We start from the raw sequence: 15,482 nt of genomic DNA, 5'->3' as shown, positions 1-15,482 counted from the left end.
ACCGCGATGCTCGCCGCATCGTGCCGGGACATCTCACGTCGTGGGGTGGTCAGGGGTTTCTGCCAGTGCTGGGCACCCCAGCGGCTGGTGTAGGCGGGGTCGACCGCGACGATGGCGATGTCCTGCTCGGCGGCCATCGACACCAGCCGGGCCCTGAGTTTCGCGGTGGGGAAGCGGGAGAGCAGGCGGCGGAAGCGTTTGTTGCGGCCGTGCTTCTCCCGGCTGGTGCCGTCGGTGAAGTCGAGGTCCTCGATGGCGATCGCGCCGGCCCCGCAACGTTGGGTGTGGTGCAGCAGCCTGCTCAGTGCGTGGCGCAACTGCGCGTCGCGGTGCTCGGTGCTGCCGGTCAGGTCGTAGAAGAAGCGCTGCGGCTCTCCGACCGGGTTGCCGTGCACGTCCAGGCGCCACGCGGCGAGGTGATCGTCGTTCATGTCCACCCCCACCACACCCCGCACCAGCGCCGCCTGAAGCGGGAGGACGGGGGCAGCGGCGCGCTGCCAGGACGCGGTCACATACCAACGGCCGGGTGCCGTGTCGTGGTGGAGGCGGTAGGCCACCGCCCGGTTGGTGGTGATCCGGTCACGCCACTCCGCACCCCGGTGCCGGAAGGCCACGGTCGCGTCCAGGACGTACCGGCCGTGCGGGGCGTTGGCCAGGTGGGCCAGCGGGGCCGGAAGCTTGATCGAAACCTGTCCGGTGTCGGTGACGCGGATGGTCTCGTTGCCGAACCGTTTGCCGGACTCCCCATCGGCCGCCAGGAACATCCGCTCTGCTTGCCACTGCTTGCGCCATTCCTGCTCGCTCAGCCCGGCCGCCTGAAGGTGGTGACGAGCATGAGCAAGGCGTTTGCCGCCGCGCACCACCCGCACCCGGCCCGTGGTCCAGTCCGCCTCCACCACCGCCAACCGGTCCTTCAAAGCGTGCAGGCGGCGGGACTTGGCATGCCACTCCGCCCGGCTGCCGTACCCGCGCACGAGTCCTTCGCGCTTGTTGGCCCTGGCGCCCAGCGGCCGGGCCAGCCTGGCCTCGATCGAGGCGATCTGCCCCCGCAGCCACATCCTGTGGGCGCCCTGCCCGCGCCTCGCCAGCGCCCACTGACCATGAGTGGCCTTGGTGATACTCCCCGCCCACCGCGCCGAGGACTTGCCCGTCAGCTCCCGCTTACGCACCGCCCACCCGGTGGCATCATGCGCCAGTCCCTGCCGGGACCGTTCCGCGAGATCACCACAGGCCAGCGAGCCAAGGAACACGCCGACATCTGCCAGCACCGCCGCATCCACCTGCGACACCCGCAGCCGGCCCCGGATGGCCACCCCGGCGGGACCGGGCACCAGGAACGACACCGCCAACTCCCGCACCCCGCCCACCCCCAACCCGAAGAATCCACCCCAAGATCCCGTCACCGCAGTCAACGAGCACCACCCGCAAAGGTCACCCATTCGACCCGAGAACCCGCGTTCCCCTCTCCCGACGGGCCCGGAGCACGCCGCACACAGAAGAAGACCGGCTCGAACGGCCAGACCCAAACCCAAGCACTCACTCACGCCCACCAGAAGTCACCACCGCTCATTACTTCGGCAGCAGTCCACAACCCCACGTTCTGCGCGGTGCCGCTCGACCCGCACGCGGCGAGCGCGAGGGCCAGGGCGGTCGTGACAATCGGGACGCTCAAGTGTCTTCTGATTCGCATGGGTTTGCTCCTTACAAAAGGGGAAAGCGCGCTGGGAGCCGCTCAGATCCCGGATGGGTGGCTGTTTGGAACTGGCTGGGGCGATCCGGAACTCGTCAGACTGGGCGTTGGGCCTCGTGGGGTGCCGAATGGCATTCGCTCATCGCGTCGACCGGACCTGCGGTTCGCGACCTTCACGTACGACAAAGGCAGGGGTGTTCAGAAGGCGGTGTATCCGCCGTCGACGGGGAGGACTGCTCCGGTGATGTACGACGACTCTGATGATGCGAAGAAGAGGACCGCGTCGGCGACTTCTTCGGGGGTGGCGAGGCGTTGCAGCGGGATCTGGGTCTCGCGCTCGCGGCGGTAGGCCTCAGGATCGGGGCTGCGCTGGATCGCTGCTTCGATGATCGGGGTGGCGGTCAGACCTGGAGCGACGACGTTGACGCGGATGTTGCGCGGGGCCCATTCGATCGCCGCGCCCTTGGCGAGCATGATGAGGCCTCCCTTGGCGGCGGAGTACAGGACTTCCCCGGGCTTGCCGACCATGCCGAGCCGTGAACTGACGCAGACGACTGAGCCTCCTTCGGGGGGCATCAGCGGCGCGAAGTGCTTCATCACCAGGAACGCGCTGAGCAGGTTGCTGTCGAGCACGTTCTTCGCGTCGTCGTAGGGCATCTCGGTGAGCGGGCTGCTGGCCTGCAGGCCGTGGTTGAGGACGACGACGTCGACGGTGCTGAGGGACTGGGCGGCCTGGTGGGCCAGGCCCTCGACGAACGCCTCGTCATTGAGGTCTCCCGGGACGTACAGGTCGTCGGGCTGGGCGGTGTCGAGTTGCTCCTTGCGGCCGGTGAGCAGCAGTCGCGCGCCCTCGCGGCGGAAGTGAGAACTCACCGCCTGCCCGATGCCACTGCTGGCACCGGTCACCAGGGCCGCGACGTTCTTGAGTCTCATGTCAGACATTCCTTCACGGGGGGAGAGGTCGGTCGGGTGTCGCTCGGCCAGGGGGTCTCGTCCCGGGGCCCGTCAGCTGAGGAATCCGCGGGCGTCGACCGGCCACCGCTGCAGCGACGTGCCGGCGCTGTCGGTGACAATCAACTCCTCGAAATTGACGACAACCGGACAGACGTGGTTCGGCACCACCGGCACCACGGTGCCGACCCTGGGGCGGAACCCGCCCGCGGGCAGCGCGAGGAATCCGTGGTACTCGTTGAGCCTGGACAGAACGGCCGTCGTGCCGGCGACCCGGCCGTAGCCGCGCTCGATGCTGCCTTCGCGGCTGAGGGCCTTGGTGCCCGCGTCGAGGATGACCTGCTCGGGCACCCAGTCGCTGACCACGGTGGCGGCGACGAACAGCGCGATCTGATCGTCCGTGCAGGCGCCGAGCCGGGCATTGTTCAGGTCCCCGAAGACGTACTCGCCGGGACGGATCTCGGTGATTACGCTGCTGGTGGAGAACTCGACGGTGGGTGTGGAGCCGGCGCTGACCACTTCGGCGGTGATCCCGACGCCGTCGAGGCTGCGTACCGCGGTGGTGAGCGCGGCATCCTGGTCCCGCGCGGCGCGCTCGCGAGCGTCCGGGCCGGAGCTGCCGTGACCTGGATAGGTGAAGACGCCCACCGGCACCAGGCCGCGCTTGCGGGCGGCGAGCGCGAGGTCGCCCGCGGCCTCGGGCGGCGCTCCGGAACGACGGGCACCACAGTCGACCTCGACCACGACCTGCAGCCGGTCCGGTTCGTCGCCCATCGCGTCGGCGAGGGCCTCGATCGCCGCGACGTTGTCCACGCCGACCCGCAGCCGGACGGACTCGGCGAGTCGGCGGATCCGGGCCCCCTTCGTTCCCGAGGGCCAGACCGGGTAGGCGAGGAAGATGTCGTCGAATCCGGCCCCGGCGAAGACCTCGGCCTCACCAACGTTGCCCGCGGTGATTCCGACCGCCCCGGCTTCGATCTGCCGCCGGCCGATTTCCACGCACTTGTGCGTCTTGACGTGAGGCCTGACATCGAGGTTGTGCCGGGCGGCGAAGCCCTGCATGCGGTCGATGTTGTCCTGCATGACATCGACCAGCACGATCGACGCGGGGGTGTCGACCCGCTCGACCAGAGCGTCGAGTGCTCGCTGGAGCCGGTTCACGCTGCACTCCTCTTGCTTGTGTCTGGGAATGAACGAGGGAGCGGATGCCGACTCCCTCGAATGCCGAATGTGCGTGGCGCGCACCATCACCCGCGCTCGCGCTGCACCGCCGTCGTTCCCGCCCCTACACCGCGGTGCAGACCATCTGGATCTCGACCGGACTGTTGAGCGGTAGCCCGGCGACGCCGATCGCGGTGCGGGCGGGCTGGCCGTTCTCGCCCAGTACCTCGATGAGCAGTTCACTGGCCGCGTTGGCGACCTGTGACTGCAGACCGAAGTCCGGCGTGCTGGCCACGAAGACCAGCATCTGCACGATCCGGACCCGGTCCAGATCCCCCACCGCCTGCACAGCGGCGGCAAGGCAGTTGAGCGCGGCATGGCGCGCGAGCTCCCGCGCCGTCTCCAGCTCCACGTCCCGGCCTACAGTGCCATGCCCCAGCAACCAACCTTCCTTGTAAGGAAGTTGGCCCGAAATGTAGATGCTCGAATCCACACTGCGGTGGTGCACGTAGTACGGATTCTCACGGAGCTCGGGAAGGGCCAGACCCAAGGCCTGGAGCCGATCGGAAGCCGAGCCGGTGTGTGCTACCGAGGCCACGCGCCCGCTCACCGTGCCACCGCCTTGGACGGCACAGGCCACAGACCCTCGCAGTTCGCTGCGAAGACCCGCATCTTGTGAATTGTGATCATCTGCACTCGGCCGTCCTCTCGAGCACCTGTGGCGACAAAGCGCCGCATGATGGCTTAAATCAGCCACCCTCATTGTCGTTTGTCGACCATATGGCTGCCTGTTGAACACTGTCAACACAAACTTCAGCGCCGAGTACAAGCTGGGAGCGCCGCGTGCGGGCCCATCCGCTGCTGCCGGAAACGACGGCCGAGACCGCAACCGCGCTCGCCGGTCCATCCGGTTCGGCGTGGGCGACAGCGTGCAGCGCACTTGTCCACATGACGGTCGCTGACGGCGGCGGATTCCAGGGCGATTGACACGGAGCGCCGACCGGAACGCCGAACAACGCGCCGACGGTCGACCTCACGCCCACGAGATCCTTAATGCCACGACTCGCCCCGCTGTACAGGCCGGGCAGTTGCCTCCGGGCTCAACCGACCTCGCCGACCGCATATCCGTGCTTTCGCCCGGGGGACCGAAGCCAGGGCCCGGCCCGGCCGCACTGGGGCATGCTCGACGAACTCGGCGGCATCGGCGCACCGGCCGGGTCACGGTGCCGCGATCGAGTCCGTCAGAGCGCGCGGGGGCACCGACCCGGACGGAGTCCGACCGATCCCGGCAAACATGGGACGCACCCAGGACTCCGCGCAGCTAGCCCGCAGCCGTGAACGCCCCGTCGCCCCGACCCGTCCCACCGCGCCGGCCGCCGGCGCCCTTCATACAAGATCCGCTACAAGATCGCGTCGACGGGGCGAGCTTGATCCTGACCTTTCGGCATGGGTCTACAGCGTCACGGTGAGGAGCGGGCCCGGACACTGCACACACGCGGCATGGCCTCATACGTGCCGGTGCGTCGGTTCTCCCCCGTCTCCCGTCCGGGCTCGCAGCCCCATGGGGAAGTGGGCAGCCAGTTCCTGGCGAAACGCGTCGGTGTCGCCTTCCAAGGCAACCGCGGCCAACCGCTCGTGCTCGACGACCAATTGTTGCGGGTCGTCGCTGTATGTGCGGTGATCGACGCTGAGGTGGAGGCGCAGCTTGGTCTCCCAGCCGTTCCAAAGACTCTGCAGGACGCCGTGCCCCGAGAGCTCGTAGAAGAGCCTGTGGAATCGAAGGTGCGCGTCGATGCTGGCCGGGATGTCGTCCTTCTCCATTGCCCGGCGGAGATCCTCGACGGTTTGCAGCAGCTGAGGCCGCTCAGGACCGCGCAGCGCTTCGGCCGAGAGCTCGGCGGCGTAGGGTTCGACATGCAGCCGGACCGAGTCGATCTCGGCCACCTCACGAGCGCTCACCTCTACGACGAACGCCCCACGGTAGGGGATCTTTACGACGAGCCCCTCCTCCTCCAGCTTGGTCAGCGCCTCGCGCAGCGGGGACCGGCTGATCCCGAGATCCGAGGCAATGTGCGCCTCTCGTAGCTGGCCACCAGGAGGTACGGTCCCGTCGAGGATGGCCGCCCGCAGTGTGCGGTAGACGCCGTCCGGCGTCGTCGTCCGCTGCTCCTGCCACTCGAACTTGTGGTCCACCCCGTCACCCTCACTAAGTGCTTGTCGACCACTTGGTCGTTTGTCGACTATACCTCTGTCGGGTTTTGCCCCCAACACTCAAGTCGCTTCCCCGGCACGGAAACTCCCCGGACCGTCACACGGTCGACGCCGGGTCCACGCAAGGCACTCCTCAGACGCTGTTGACAGTCGATTCCACTTGGTCGACAATCGACCGACCGATGGTCGACAATCGACAGATTGCTCGGACTGCTCCACTGAAACACTAGGAGGACCAGTGGGATTCGACGTCAAGCCCAAGTTCGTGACGTTCGACATGAACGGAACGCTGATCAAGTTCAGCGTCAACGACACGATGCGTGAGGTTCTGGGCGACCGGCTGCCGCCCGAGGTCGCCGATGAGTTCCTGCGGATCTGCAAGGCGTACCGGATCGACGAGTGCACGGGCGCGTACCAGCCGTTCCACCAGGTCGTCGCCCGCTCCATGGAACGCGCCTCGCGCAAGGTCGGTCTCGAGTACCGCGAGGAAGACGCGCGGGCGGTATACGAGACCATCCCCACCTGGGGCCCGTACCCAGGCGTCACCAAGGCGCTGAACCGCCTGGCCGAGGCGGTCCCGCTGGTCATCATCACGAACAGCGACACCGCGCACGCCGTGCGCCTCGCGGAGAACCTCAAGGCCCCGTTCGAGGTCGTCATCAGCGCCGAGGAAATGGGCGCCTACAAGCCGCGACTCCGCGCGTTCGAGTACACGTTCGACAAGCTCGGCGTGACACCCGACGAGATCGTGCACGTCTCCGCGAGCCCGATGTACGACCTGCGCTCCGCAGCGATCATGGGCATCAAGAACAAGGTGTATGTCGATCGCGGCTTCGAGCACGACGAGCACTGGCTCGGCTACGAGCGGATCACCGACATCGCCGACCTCCCGGTCCTCTTCGGCCTGCCGCGCCCCTGACGCCCGAGAGGAGAACCGAAGAAATGGTGCGCAGCAAGGCGGTGGCGGCATGAGCCGGCCCCTGCCGCAAACCGTCAAGGGCGACTCGGCTGCGGAAAGGCTCCGAGCCCTAGGACTGACGCTACCCGCCCTCGCCGACAGCACGTACCTCGTGCCCCACCGGACGGTGGGGTCCGGCATCCACCTCTCCGGTCAACTTCCCTTCAAGGGCGGCGAACTGCTGGGCCAGGGCGTCGTTGGCCGGGACGTGGAGCTGGAGACCGCGCAGGAGCTCGCGCGCCATGCCGCGCTCAACGCGCTCGCCGCCGCAGTGCAGGCGGTCGGCGACCTGGACCGGGTCCGGATCGTGCAGATGCTGGTCTTCGTGGCCAGCACGCCGGACTTCGGTCTGCAGTCACAGGTCGCCAACGCGGCCAGTGAACTGCTCATCGAGGTACTGGGCGAGAACGGCCGGCACGCCCGCACCGCGATCGGCGTCGCCGGGCTCCCCCTCAACGCCCCTGTCGAGATCCAGATGATCTGCACTGCGGTCTAGCGACGAGCCGATCGTGAGCGGCGGCGGTGAACCGGCTTCCACAGGCACGGCGTGAGGGGCGGATCCCAGTCCGACGCGCCGCCACTGCCGAGGAGATCGCCGACGCCGTCCTCCGCCTCGCGTCGTCGGAGTCCTCCTACCTCAACAGGGCACCCCTCCCCGTCGACGGCAGCTGCACCGCCTTCCAGCCCCGCCCTCCGGTCCCAGACACAGAAGAAGGACGCACCATGAACGCCCATGCGGCACCACCGCGAAACGGAGAGCTCGGCTTCTGGGTGGCCGGGCTGGCCGACAAGAGGCCGTCGTTCCCCCGCTTCACCGGCCAGGACTCCGTGGACGTGGCCATTGTCGGCGGCGGCTACACCGGCCTCTGGGCGGCGTACTTCGCCAAGAAGCTCGAACCGTCGCTCTCGGTCGCCGTCTTCGAGGCCGAACAGGTGGGCTACGGCGCGTCAGGACGCAACGGTGGCTGGCTCTCGGCGATGCCCCCAGGGAACCGTGCCACCTTCGCCCGCGCCGGGGGCGGGCTGGAAGCGAGCCGGGCACTGCAGCAGGAATTCGTCGCTGGCGTCGACGCGGTCCTGGACATCCTCCAGGCCGAGGGCATCGATGCCGATCAGCACAAGGGTGGCGCGCTCGTCGCCGCCCACACTCGGGCAGGGCTGGGCCGGCTTGTCACCAGGCGTGATGCCGACCTGAAGTACGGGCTGACCGACGACGAAGTCCACATGCTCGACCGGGACGAGTTCCGGAGCCGGATCGACATCTCCACCGTCCATGGCGGGCTCTTCTACAAGCACTGCGCGCGATTCCACCCCGCGAAACTCGTCTACGGCCTCGCCGACACCCTGGCCTCCATGGGGGTCAGGATCTACGAAGGCAGCCGAGTGGACAGTGTCGCGGACAGGACCCTCACCTTGGCCGACGGACGCGTCAGCGCGGCCAGGACGTTCATCTGCACCGAAGGCTATTCGGGACAGCTGCTCGGCAGCCGGACCCTGATCCCGGTCAACTCCTCGTTGATCGTGACCAAGCCCCTGCCGGAGGAGGCATGGCAGGAGATCGGCTGGGACGGGCTCCAGTGCCTCAGCGACTCCGCGCACACCTTCATCTACGCCCAACGGACATCGGACGGCCGTATCGCCATGGGGGGCCGCGGTGTCCCCTACCGCTTCGGGTCCGGCACAGGGGGAGCCGGTGCGACCGCCCAGTCCACCATCGACCTGATCTCGCAGAAGCTCAGTACCTTCTTCCCGAGCATCCCCTTCGAGGTGGACCACGCCTGGTCAGGAGTCCTGGGCGTCACGCGGGACTGGAACGGCGGCGTGCACTGGGACCCGGCATCGGGGATCGGATCGTCCACCGGCTACGCCGGACACGGCGTCACGTCGGCCTACGTCGGCGGCAGGACTCTCGTGGAGCTCGCCTTCGAGAAGGAAACCGAACGGACCACCCTTCCCTGGGTCGGCTACCGGGCACGCAAGTGGGAACCGGAACCCATCCGCTGGCTGGGCGTTCACGCCATGTACCGACTCTTCGGTGTTGCCGACCAGTGGGAAGAGCGCAGGGGTTCCAGCAAGACCTCACTCCTGGCCAGATTCGGCAGCAGACTCGCCGGACTTCACGAGTAAAGAAAAGGCAACTGCCCTCATGGACGCAAAACTCGCAGTCATCGGCTTGGGCAGCATCGGAAGCATGGCCCTGTGGCAGGCCTCCCGACTGTCCGACTCGGTAGTGGGCTTCGAGGCCGCCACCCCCGCCCACGGCCGCAGTGCCGTGGGCGGGGACACCCGCCTGTTCCGCATGATCTACTTCGGGAAGCCCGACTACTACCCCATCATGGAACGCTCCCGCAGCCTCTGGGCCGAGCTCGAAGCGGAAACCGGGCAGGAGATTTTCACACCTACCGGGGGCCTGACCATCGGGACGACGAACAGCAGCTTCATCAACAGCCTCCTCGAGACAGCGCGCATCACCGGAGCCGAGCACTACGTCCTCAACCGGGAGGAGATAGCGGAACGCTACCCCCAGCACAACCTCCGCCCCGACGACTGCGCCATCTATGACCCCCGCGCCGGCGTCCTGCGCACCGACCGCGCCGTCAGCGCCGCCGTCGCGGCAGCCCAGGCAAACGGCGCCACCGTCCATCAGAACACACCCGTGGACAGCATCACCGAAACCGCACACGGCGTGGTCGTCACCTCGGGCGACAGGACCTGGACGTTCGACAAGGTCATCGTCGCCTCCGGCGGCTGGTCCCGAAAGCTCATGCCCGACCACCTCAAGGCCGTCACGGAAACCCATCGGATCGTCCTGACCTGGTTCATCGCCCAGGACGGCACACAGTTCTCGCCAGAGAACTTCCCCATCTTCAGCCGGCAGTACGACGACCGCTCCATGTACGGCGCACCCGCCGTCGATGGCGTGACGGTCAAGGCATCAGTGGACGCACCGCTGAGGGGGCGCGCAAGGGCAACCTCCGACCCGGACTCCGTGCCCAGGGAACTCACCCGGGAAGAAGTCGAGAAGGTCACCGCGACGGTCAGCGAATTCTTTCCCGGCCTGATCCCCACCATCGTGCGCTCCGACGCTTTTCCCGAGCTTTTCACCGAGGACAGGCATCCCCTCCTCGGCTGGCTGGATGAGAACAGCAGGGTCTACTGTGCCACCGGATTCTCCGGAAAGGGCTTCAAGATGGCGACTGGCTATGGCCACATCTCCGCACACGAGGCGCTAGGCAAGCAGACCATCGAAGGCTTGGACTTCGTGCGTCCGGACCGGTTCAAGACCAGGTAGCCCGCCCAGTTCCGCCGCCTCGGTGCAGTAGGCCGTATCGCCATTCGGCTGACGGTCGTTGCAGGACTCATCTCTTGGTGTCCCGCAACGACCGTCTGTCATCTGCTGAACGGTCAACCCGTGAAGAGACTCAGCTTCAGACGGTGTCCTATGTGGTGAGGCGGAGGAGTCGCTCGTAGCAGCACCGGGTTGCGGTGAGGCCGAGAAAGGGCCAGGTAGTTGATCGCCCTGGACCTGGCCGCGCTCAGCTTCCTCGGCCTCGGTGTCCAGCCCCCCTCCCCCGAATGGGGCCTGCTACTCGCCGAGAACCAGCCGTATGCCGTACGCGCCCCCTGGGCCGTCCTTGCCCCGGCTGCCGTCCTGGCCCTGCTCGGGGCGCTCGCGGTTACAGCAGCCGGCGGGGTTCGCATCCCCAGGCTGAGGCGGCGGGCGTAGGCCCACCCGGGAGCGCCCAAGGACCATCCCCGCGGGACGGTGCAGACGGTGGCGGAGCCACCGCGTACGCCCGTACTCACACCACCCAGAAACTGACAGACACCCTCATGACCGATCTCACCTCCCGCCTTCTGACGCGCCGAACCGTCCGGTCCGCGAAGCCTGGGCGCGAGCGGACCTGGAAGCACCTGTCACCGCTCCTGCGGCTGCTGATCCTGACGCAACTCACCTTCGACATCGGCTTCTTCGCCGTCCTGCCGTTCCTGGCCGAGCATCTCGGCACCGCGCTCGGCATGGCGGGGTGGATGGTCGGCTTCGTCCTGGGCCTGCGGACCTTCAGCCAGCAGGGCCTCTTCGTCGTCGGCGGCGCACTCGTCGACCGCTATGGCGTGCGCCCGATCGTGCTGACCGGCTGCGTGGCAGCTGACGGCCGCGGCCCGCCAGGCCCGGCCTGCCACGACGCCCACGGCCACGTCTGCGGTGTACCCGCCGGCCACCCCCGAACCAGCCCGAACAACACCCGTGGCCAGGCCCGACGCCGGATTCTGATCATTCACCGCAGCCTCCGCCGTCTGGCACAACGTCACCAACTCCCGCGGTGAGCGACCGGTTCAGCTGGGCAAGCGAAGTAGGTTGGGGTTATCCCGTCCGCCAGGTACACGGATGGTCACCACGTAGCAGGGCTCATGCTCTCCCTCGCGTTGGACCTTTTCGATCCGGATGCTGTTGAAGAGGTTGATGGCGCCTGCGGCACCGACCGTCTTGTCCAGGACGAGCAGGATCGCGAAGGAGACGTTGGCGTTCTGGTACTCGGCCGCTTGGGCGACGTAGCGTCGCAGGCTGGCCTCGCTGGCGTCTTCCTCTTCGATCTTGCACTCGACGTTGAACTGGACGGTGCCGAAGGACACCAGGATGTCGACCCGTCCTCCGCCCCGGTCGATCACCTCCGAGTTGACGACGCGAAACAGTGCGGACACTGCCATGAACTCGCGGTAGTGCTGGTGGAACAGGGCCTCGTCGACCTTCTGCTTCTTGCCGTACTTATCCCGCCGGCGCAGGTGTTCGGTGTAGGAGCCGCCCATCTGGCGGCCGATGTCTAGCAGAGGAAGGCATAGCGGACTGTCACATCGACCAGGCAGCTGAACGGGTCGGCGACGTCGGGGAGCCGGTCCCGAGATCCCTTCAGCTGGCTGGTCAGCTTCCTCATGAGGCGGCCGTACTTGGCGTCGGTGACGGTCGCGATGACGTCCTCGTGGCTGCGGAGGGCCAGTTCAAGCCGGTCCAGGATGTGTTCGGGTGCCTTGTCAACGAACGCGGCGAAGTCCACGGGGGGATGTTGTGGGCCAGCAGGTGCCAGCGTCGGGCTTTTCCCCGATCGCCTGCCTCGACAGCTGTAGCTGGCGCTTCTGGGTCGGGGGAGCGCCAGCTCAGTGCGGCGTGCAGCTGTCGGGCTGCGGGGTCGTCGCGTAGGTCTTCGTCGTGCGTCAGTGCGTGTTGGAGGAACCGCAGCCGGTTCTCCTGGCGGAGAAAGGCGTCCTCGATGACGGGGGCCACCATGGTCTCCACTACCGCGGCGGTGGGGGTTTCGGTGACGACGGTGACGGTGTGGTGGGCGGTGTAGGCGCGCAGCAGCACGGTGAGGATGCCGTGGCAGTCGCCGAACCAGGGGTCGTCGTCGTCCAGGTGGGTTGCGGCAGCCTCCAGCAGGAGAGTGAGTTCTGCCCAGGCTGTGATGTCGTCGTCGCGTGCAGTGGCCCATGACGGGGTGTGGGTGCGGTGGTTCCATGAGCGGTAGCGCTGGAGGGTGCTTCTTAGGGCGGTTGCGGCGGCCGGGACGCGGGTGGAGGCGTCGGGGGCGGAGAGGCTGAGCACGGCGTCTACAGCGGCGTGGTAGAGCTGGGCGTCGAGGCGGTCGGGGTCCAGGGCGACCAGTTCGGCCAGGCGGCGCCGGACCTCTATCAGGTCTGCGGCCATGGTGGAGTAGTGGTCGTGTTCAAGGGCTTGGCGCAGGTCGCCGAGGGCGAGTTCGAAGGCGGCGTCGCGGCAGGTGTGGTCGAGGATGAGGCAGCGTTCGAGGGCGGCGCGGAGGCCTGCTGTGGGGTGGTGGGCGTCGAGGACGCCCAGCAGGCGCGGTAGACGGGTGGCGAAGGGTTCAGGCAGGGCGGCCGCGTCTTCTGTCGCTTCGTCCAGAGCGCCCAGAAGCTGGGCGGGCCGGGTGATGCCCGCGAGGGTGAGTTGTACGAGGCATTCGGCGGCTTCCGCGCCGATGAGGGCGGCTGCCAGGTCGTCTCCGGCGTCCTGGCCCGCATTGAGGCGGGCGAGCATAGCGCGGGCGAGGGGCGTGCCCAGGGTGCGGGCCAGGGCGGGTCGGGCGGCCAGTGCGTCGGCGGCGGTGGCGAAGGCGGTGTGGTTGTCCTGGGTGCGCATGCCGGTGATGACGGCATTGCACAGCGGTGCGGCGGCCTCGCTGTCGGCCTGCTGGAGACAGTGCGCGGTTGCCTGGATGAGGTGGGGCAGGAAGGGGCCGGTCGCCAGGTGGTCGGCGGCGGCGGTGACCGCGTCCATGCCTCCGAGGTCGTGCACGGTGGGGCCGGCGCGGCGTTGCGCGGGGGTGGCGTGTGCTGCCCAGGCGGCCAGGCGCTCATCGATGGCGTGCACGGTGCCTTCCCCCTCTCAGCACTTGTTGCTGCTTGCTGCCTTGGTTCAACGGTTGCGTCGGTGCCCGTAGATGGCCGTTAGAACATTTGAAGGTCTTCGGGACCCGTCACGATACGGTCGTCGGGGAAGACGTCCCACAGGGCCTCCTCGATCGATGTGACGACGATCTGCATGCCGGGAACGGTGTTCGCCGTCTCGTAGAGGGTTTCCAGAACCAGGCGGGCATCCCCGGGAACGAGTTCCTCCGCGGTGGGTGCGTCGATGAGCAGCAGTCCTGGGTGGGACATGATGCCGTGCTTGCGCCCGACCGTGATCATTCCGACTACGGTGGCGATCCGCATACGGAGGCGCTCGGTGGGGCTGAAGTCCTCGAACCTGCGCGGGGCTCCGGACTTTTTGGCGTTGACGCGGCCGCCGAGGTCGAGGTTGACGCTGGTGAGGTTGGTGACACCGAGCTTTTGTGCGATGCGAACGATCTCTTCGTTGAGTTCTTTGAACAGGGCGCGGCTGTGCTCGGCGACGACCTGTTGCAGCACCTTGGTAGCGGCGACGAGGACGAGGGTGTCCGGGTCTTCGACGGGGCCAGTGGCTGCTGGGGTCCCTGCGGTGACGAAGTCACCGACTGCGGCTGGAAGCTCAGCGTGGGCACCGGTGGCCACGGCAAGAGCACCCTCGATCTGGTAGACGTCTCGCCGGGCGGCTTCCAGGTTGGCGTACCAGTTGCCCGAACGCACGGCGGTGAGATGGTGCTGCGCCTGATGGTGGGCGGCACGGCTCGCTTCAAGGACTGATGCGGCAGCGTGCACGACTTCCTGGGCCTGGTCCTCGGCGGTGCGGGAGGCGTGTTCGCGGTCAGCGAGGCGTTGCAGGGCGGCTGCCTGGGCATCGGGGTCTTCCTTGAGGTCTGGCAGCCGGTGCGCGCAGACGGGGCAGCGGTGCTCGGAGTCCTCCTGTGCCCGTTGCTTGTCGTCGATCTCGCGGTCGCAGCGTGGGCAGGCTTCCGGGTCCAGGGCGCCCAGCAGCAGGCGCGCGGCATCGCTCTGCCGAAGGCGGCGTGAGTTTCTTGCGTCCTTCAGCCGGGCTTTGTGGGCAGCGGCGAGCTGCTCTTCGGCTTGGTGGTGGGTGGCTTGGTGCTGTGCGACCTGGTGGGCGGTGGCGTCGGCGGCAGTGAGCAGGCCAGTGAGGTCGGGCTGTCCGGCTCCAGGGAAGCCAGCCGTTCCTTGGCCTGGTTCAGCGCTTGGCGGAGCGGTTCAGTCTGTTCGGTGCGCGCCAGGGCTGAGGGGCCCCGAAGTTTCCGGACAGGCACCCAATAGGGTTGTCCTGAACAAGGAAACGAGGAAGAAGTGGCGCCACCCAGTAAGTACTCGCCGGAGTTCCGCGAGGAAGCCGTCCAGATCGCGTTGAGGTCAAGCAAGACGATCTCCGAAGTCGCCCGGGAACTTGAGCTGAACTCGGAGACGCTACGCGGCTGGGTGAAGAAGCACTAGAAGCAGCAAGAACCGGCTGCCGCTGCGGAACTGACGATGCACGAGCGGGCACGCCTGAAGGAACTCGAACGACGCAACCGAGAGCTGGAGATGGAAAACTCCTTCCTGAAAAAAGCCGCAGCGTACTTCGCGAAGGATCCCCGGTAGCAAGCAAGTACGAGTTCATCGACGAGATGCGACTCGACACCGAGGAGTACGCATACAGCGTCGAGTTCATGTGCCATCGACTCGACGTCTCCAGATCCGGCTACTACGACTGGCGATCCCGCCCGGAATCCGCAACGGCCCAGCGCCGCGAAGAACTGAAACTGCTCATCAAGAAAGCCTTTGACATGTCCGACAGCACCTACGGACACCGGCGCATCCAGGCCCAGCTCGACCGCTGGGGCGTCACCGCGGGCATGGAGCTGGTCCGCCGCCTCATGCGCGAGCTGGGCCTTGAGCCCTGCCAGCCCCGGCCGAAGAGGTTCGGCCTCACCCAGGCCGCGGCCGGCCAGATGGCGGACCTGGTCGGCCGTGACTTCACAGCAGATGCGCCCGGCGAAAAGCTCGTCGGGTCGGGTAGCCGGAGGGAATCTCACCCTCCGGCCCCCACAGAACCGTGCGTAACAGTCTCCCGTTACACGGCTCTTGCCACCC

General features: G+C 67.5%; 16 protein-coding genes and 2 pseudogenes. 9 read left to right on the top strand and 9 right to left on the bottom strand.

The window, feature by feature from the left end; all coding sequences use genetic code 11:
* The 6 genes from ACIHCQ_RS43700 to ACIHCQ_RS43675 all read right to left on the bottom strand — a co-directional run.
* Nucleotides 1-1,367, bottom strand: a 1,367-nt coding sequence (locus ACIHCQ_RS43700; RefSeq protein ID WP_399674780.1) for an IS200/IS605 family accessory protein TnpB-related protein, incomplete at its 3' end; no start/stop codon positions are given.
* A gap of 173 nt (nucleotides 1,368-1,540) precedes the next feature.
* Nucleotides 1,541-1,690 (bottom strand): hypothetical protein, encoded by a 150-nt coding sequence (locus ACIHCQ_RS43695; protein WP_399674778.1) that lies wholly within the window; start codon nucleotides 1,688-1,690, stop codon nucleotides 1,541-1,543.
* A gap of 198 nt (nucleotides 1,691-1,888) precedes the next feature.
* Nucleotides 1,889-2,623, bottom strand: a complete 735-nt coding sequence (locus ACIHCQ_RS43690) for an SDR family NAD(P)-dependent oxidoreductase (RefSeq protein ID WP_399674776.1) — start codon at nucleotides 2,621-2,623, stop codon at nucleotides 1,889-1,891.
* A gap of 72 nt (nucleotides 2,624-2,695) precedes the next feature.
* Entirely contained in the window at nucleotides 2,696-3,802 is a 1,107-nt protein-coding gene (locus tag ACIHCQ_RS43685) for an alanine racemase (RefSeq protein ID WP_399674774.1), read from the bottom strand.
* Nucleotides 3,803-3,926: 124 nt separating this feature from the next.
* Entirely contained in the window at nucleotides 3,927-4,412 is a 486-nt protein-coding gene (locus ACIHCQ_RS43680; protein WP_399674773.1) for a RidA family protein, read from the bottom strand.
* A gap of 896 nt (nucleotides 4,413-5,308) precedes the next feature.
* Nucleotides 5,309-5,995, bottom strand: a complete 687-nt coding sequence (locus ACIHCQ_RS43675) for a GntR family transcriptional regulator (protein ID WP_399674771.1) — start codon at nucleotides 5,993-5,995, stop codon at nucleotides 5,309-5,311.
* Nucleotides 5,996-6,251: 256 nt separating this feature from the next.
* On the opposite strand from ACIHCQ_RS43675, the gene ACIHCQ_RS43670 reads away from it, so the two are divergent.
* From ACIHCQ_RS43670 to ACIHCQ_RS43645, 6 genes and pseudogenes are all read left to right on the top strand, one after another.
* Entirely contained in the window at nucleotides 6,252-6,932 is a 681-nt protein-coding gene (locus ACIHCQ_RS43670) for a haloacid dehalogenase type II (RefSeq protein ID WP_399674770.1), read from the top strand.
* A 49-nt stretch (nucleotides 6,933-6,981) separates the two neighbouring features.
* On the top strand, nucleotides 6,982-7,467 hold the full coding sequence (locus tag ACIHCQ_RS43665) for a RidA family protein (RefSeq protein ID WP_399674768.1): 486 nt from the start codon (nucleotides 6,982-6,984) through the stop codon (nucleotides 7,465-7,467).
* A 227-nt stretch (nucleotides 7,468-7,694) separates the two neighbouring features.
* Nucleotides 7,695-9,098, top strand: a complete 1,404-nt coding sequence (locus tag ACIHCQ_RS43660; RefSeq protein WP_399674766.1) for an NAD(P)/FAD-dependent oxidoreductase — start codon at nucleotides 7,695-7,697, stop codon at nucleotides 9,096-9,098.
* A gap of 19 nt (nucleotides 9,099-9,117) precedes the next feature.
* A complete protein-coding gene (solA, locus tag ACIHCQ_RS43655; RefSeq protein WP_399674764.1) occupies nucleotides 9,118-10,263 on the top strand; it encodes an N-methyl-L-tryptophan oxidase in 1,146 nt (381 codons plus the stop codon).
* A gap of 222 nt (nucleotides 10,264-10,485) precedes the next feature.
* Nucleotides 10,486-10,698 (top strand): annotated as a pseudogene (locus tag ACIHCQ_RS43650) (ABC transporter permease); the annotation flags it as partial.
* A 107-nt stretch (nucleotides 10,699-10,805) separates the two neighbouring features.
* Nucleotides 10,806-11,117, top strand: a pseudogene (locus tag ACIHCQ_RS43645) (MFS transporter); the annotation flags it as partial.
* A 192-nt stretch (nucleotides 11,118-11,309) separates the two neighbouring features.
* Here the strand turns inward: ACIHCQ_RS43645 and ACIHCQ_RS43640 are convergent.
* The 3 genes from ACIHCQ_RS43640 to ACIHCQ_RS43630 all read right to left on the bottom strand — a co-directional run bounded on the left by ACIHCQ_RS43640 (nucleotide 11,310) and on the right by ACIHCQ_RS43630 (nucleotide 14,162).
* The gene (locus tag ACIHCQ_RS43640; protein WP_399674763.1) at nucleotides 11,310-11,780 is read right to left on the bottom strand and encodes a hypothetical protein; all 471 of its coding nucleotides are present in this window, start codon (nucleotides 11,778-11,780) and stop codon (nucleotides 11,310-11,312) included.
* 121 nt (nucleotides 11,781-11,901) lie between these two features.
* Nucleotides 11,902-13,356 carry a hypothetical protein gene (locus tag ACIHCQ_RS43635; protein WP_399674762.1) on the bottom strand — a complete coding sequence of 485 codons (1,455 nt, stop codon included), beginning with the start codon at nucleotides 13,354-13,356 and terminating at the stop codon, nucleotides 11,902-11,904.
* A gap of 77 nt (nucleotides 13,357-13,433) precedes the next feature.
* Complete coding sequence (locus ACIHCQ_RS43630) at nucleotides 13,434-14,162, bottom strand: hypothetical protein (protein ID WP_399674761.1); 729 nt, start codon at nucleotides 14,160-14,162, stop codon at nucleotides 13,434-13,436.
* Here ACIHCQ_RS43630 and ACIHCQ_RS43625 point away from each other — a divergent pair.
* The 3 genes from ACIHCQ_RS43625 to ACIHCQ_RS43615 all read left to right on the top strand — a co-directional run.
* The gene (locus tag ACIHCQ_RS43625; protein ID WP_399674759.1) at nucleotides 14,157-14,414 is read left to right on the top strand and encodes a hypothetical protein; all 258 of its coding nucleotides are present in this window, start codon (nucleotides 14,157-14,159) and stop codon (nucleotides 14,412-14,414) included. The genes ACIHCQ_RS43630 and ACIHCQ_RS43625 overlap by 6 nt on opposite strands.
* A 285-nt stretch (nucleotides 14,415-14,699) precedes the next feature.
* On the top strand, nucleotides 14,700-14,843 hold the full coding sequence (locus tag ACIHCQ_RS43620) for a transposase (RefSeq protein ID WP_399674758.1): 144 nt from the start codon (nucleotides 14,700-14,702) through the stop codon (nucleotides 14,841-14,843).
* 173 nt (nucleotides 14,844-15,016) lie between these two features.
* A partial coding sequence (locus ACIHCQ_RS43615) for an IS3 family transposase (RefSeq protein WP_399674757.1) occupies nucleotides 15,017-15,482 on the top strand: 466 nt, incomplete at its 3' end.

The sequence above is a fragment of the Streptomyces sp. NPDC052236 genome, assembly GCF_044548015.1.
Classification (GTDB): Bacteria; Actinomycetota; Actinomycetes; order Streptomycetales; family Streptomycetaceae; genus Streptomyces.
The sequence above is the reverse complement of the archived record's forward strand: the minus strand, read 5'-3'. Positions and strand labels throughout refer to the sequence as shown.

What these genes read in the sequence shown, in the direction of transcription:
- ACIHCQ_RS43695 (WP_399674778.1), bottom strand. Translation starts at nt 1,690, where the DNA reads ATGCGAATCAGAAGACACTTGAGCGTCCCGATTGTCACGACCGCCCTG.
- ACIHCQ_RS43690 (WP_399674776.1), bottom strand. Translation starts at nt 2,623, where the DNA reads ATGAGACTCAAGAACGTCGCGGCCCTGGTGACCGGTGCCAGCAGTGGC.
- ACIHCQ_RS43665 (WP_399674768.1), top strand. Translation starts at nt 6,982, where the DNA reads ATGAGCCGGCCCCTGCCGCAAACCGTCAAGGGCGACTCGGCTGCGGAA.
- ACIHCQ_RS43660 (WP_399674766.1), top strand. Translation starts at nt 7,695, where the DNA reads ATGAACGCCCATGCGGCACCACCGCGAAACGGAGAGCTCGGCTTCTGG.
- solA (WP_399674764.1), top strand. Translation starts at nt 9,118, where the DNA reads ATGGACGCAAAACTCGCAGTCATCGGCTTGGGCAGCATCGGAAGCATG.
- ACIHCQ_RS43640 (WP_399674763.1), bottom strand. Translation starts at nt 11,780, where the DNA reads ATGGGCGGCTCCTACACCGAACACCTGCGCCGGCGGGATAAGTACGGC.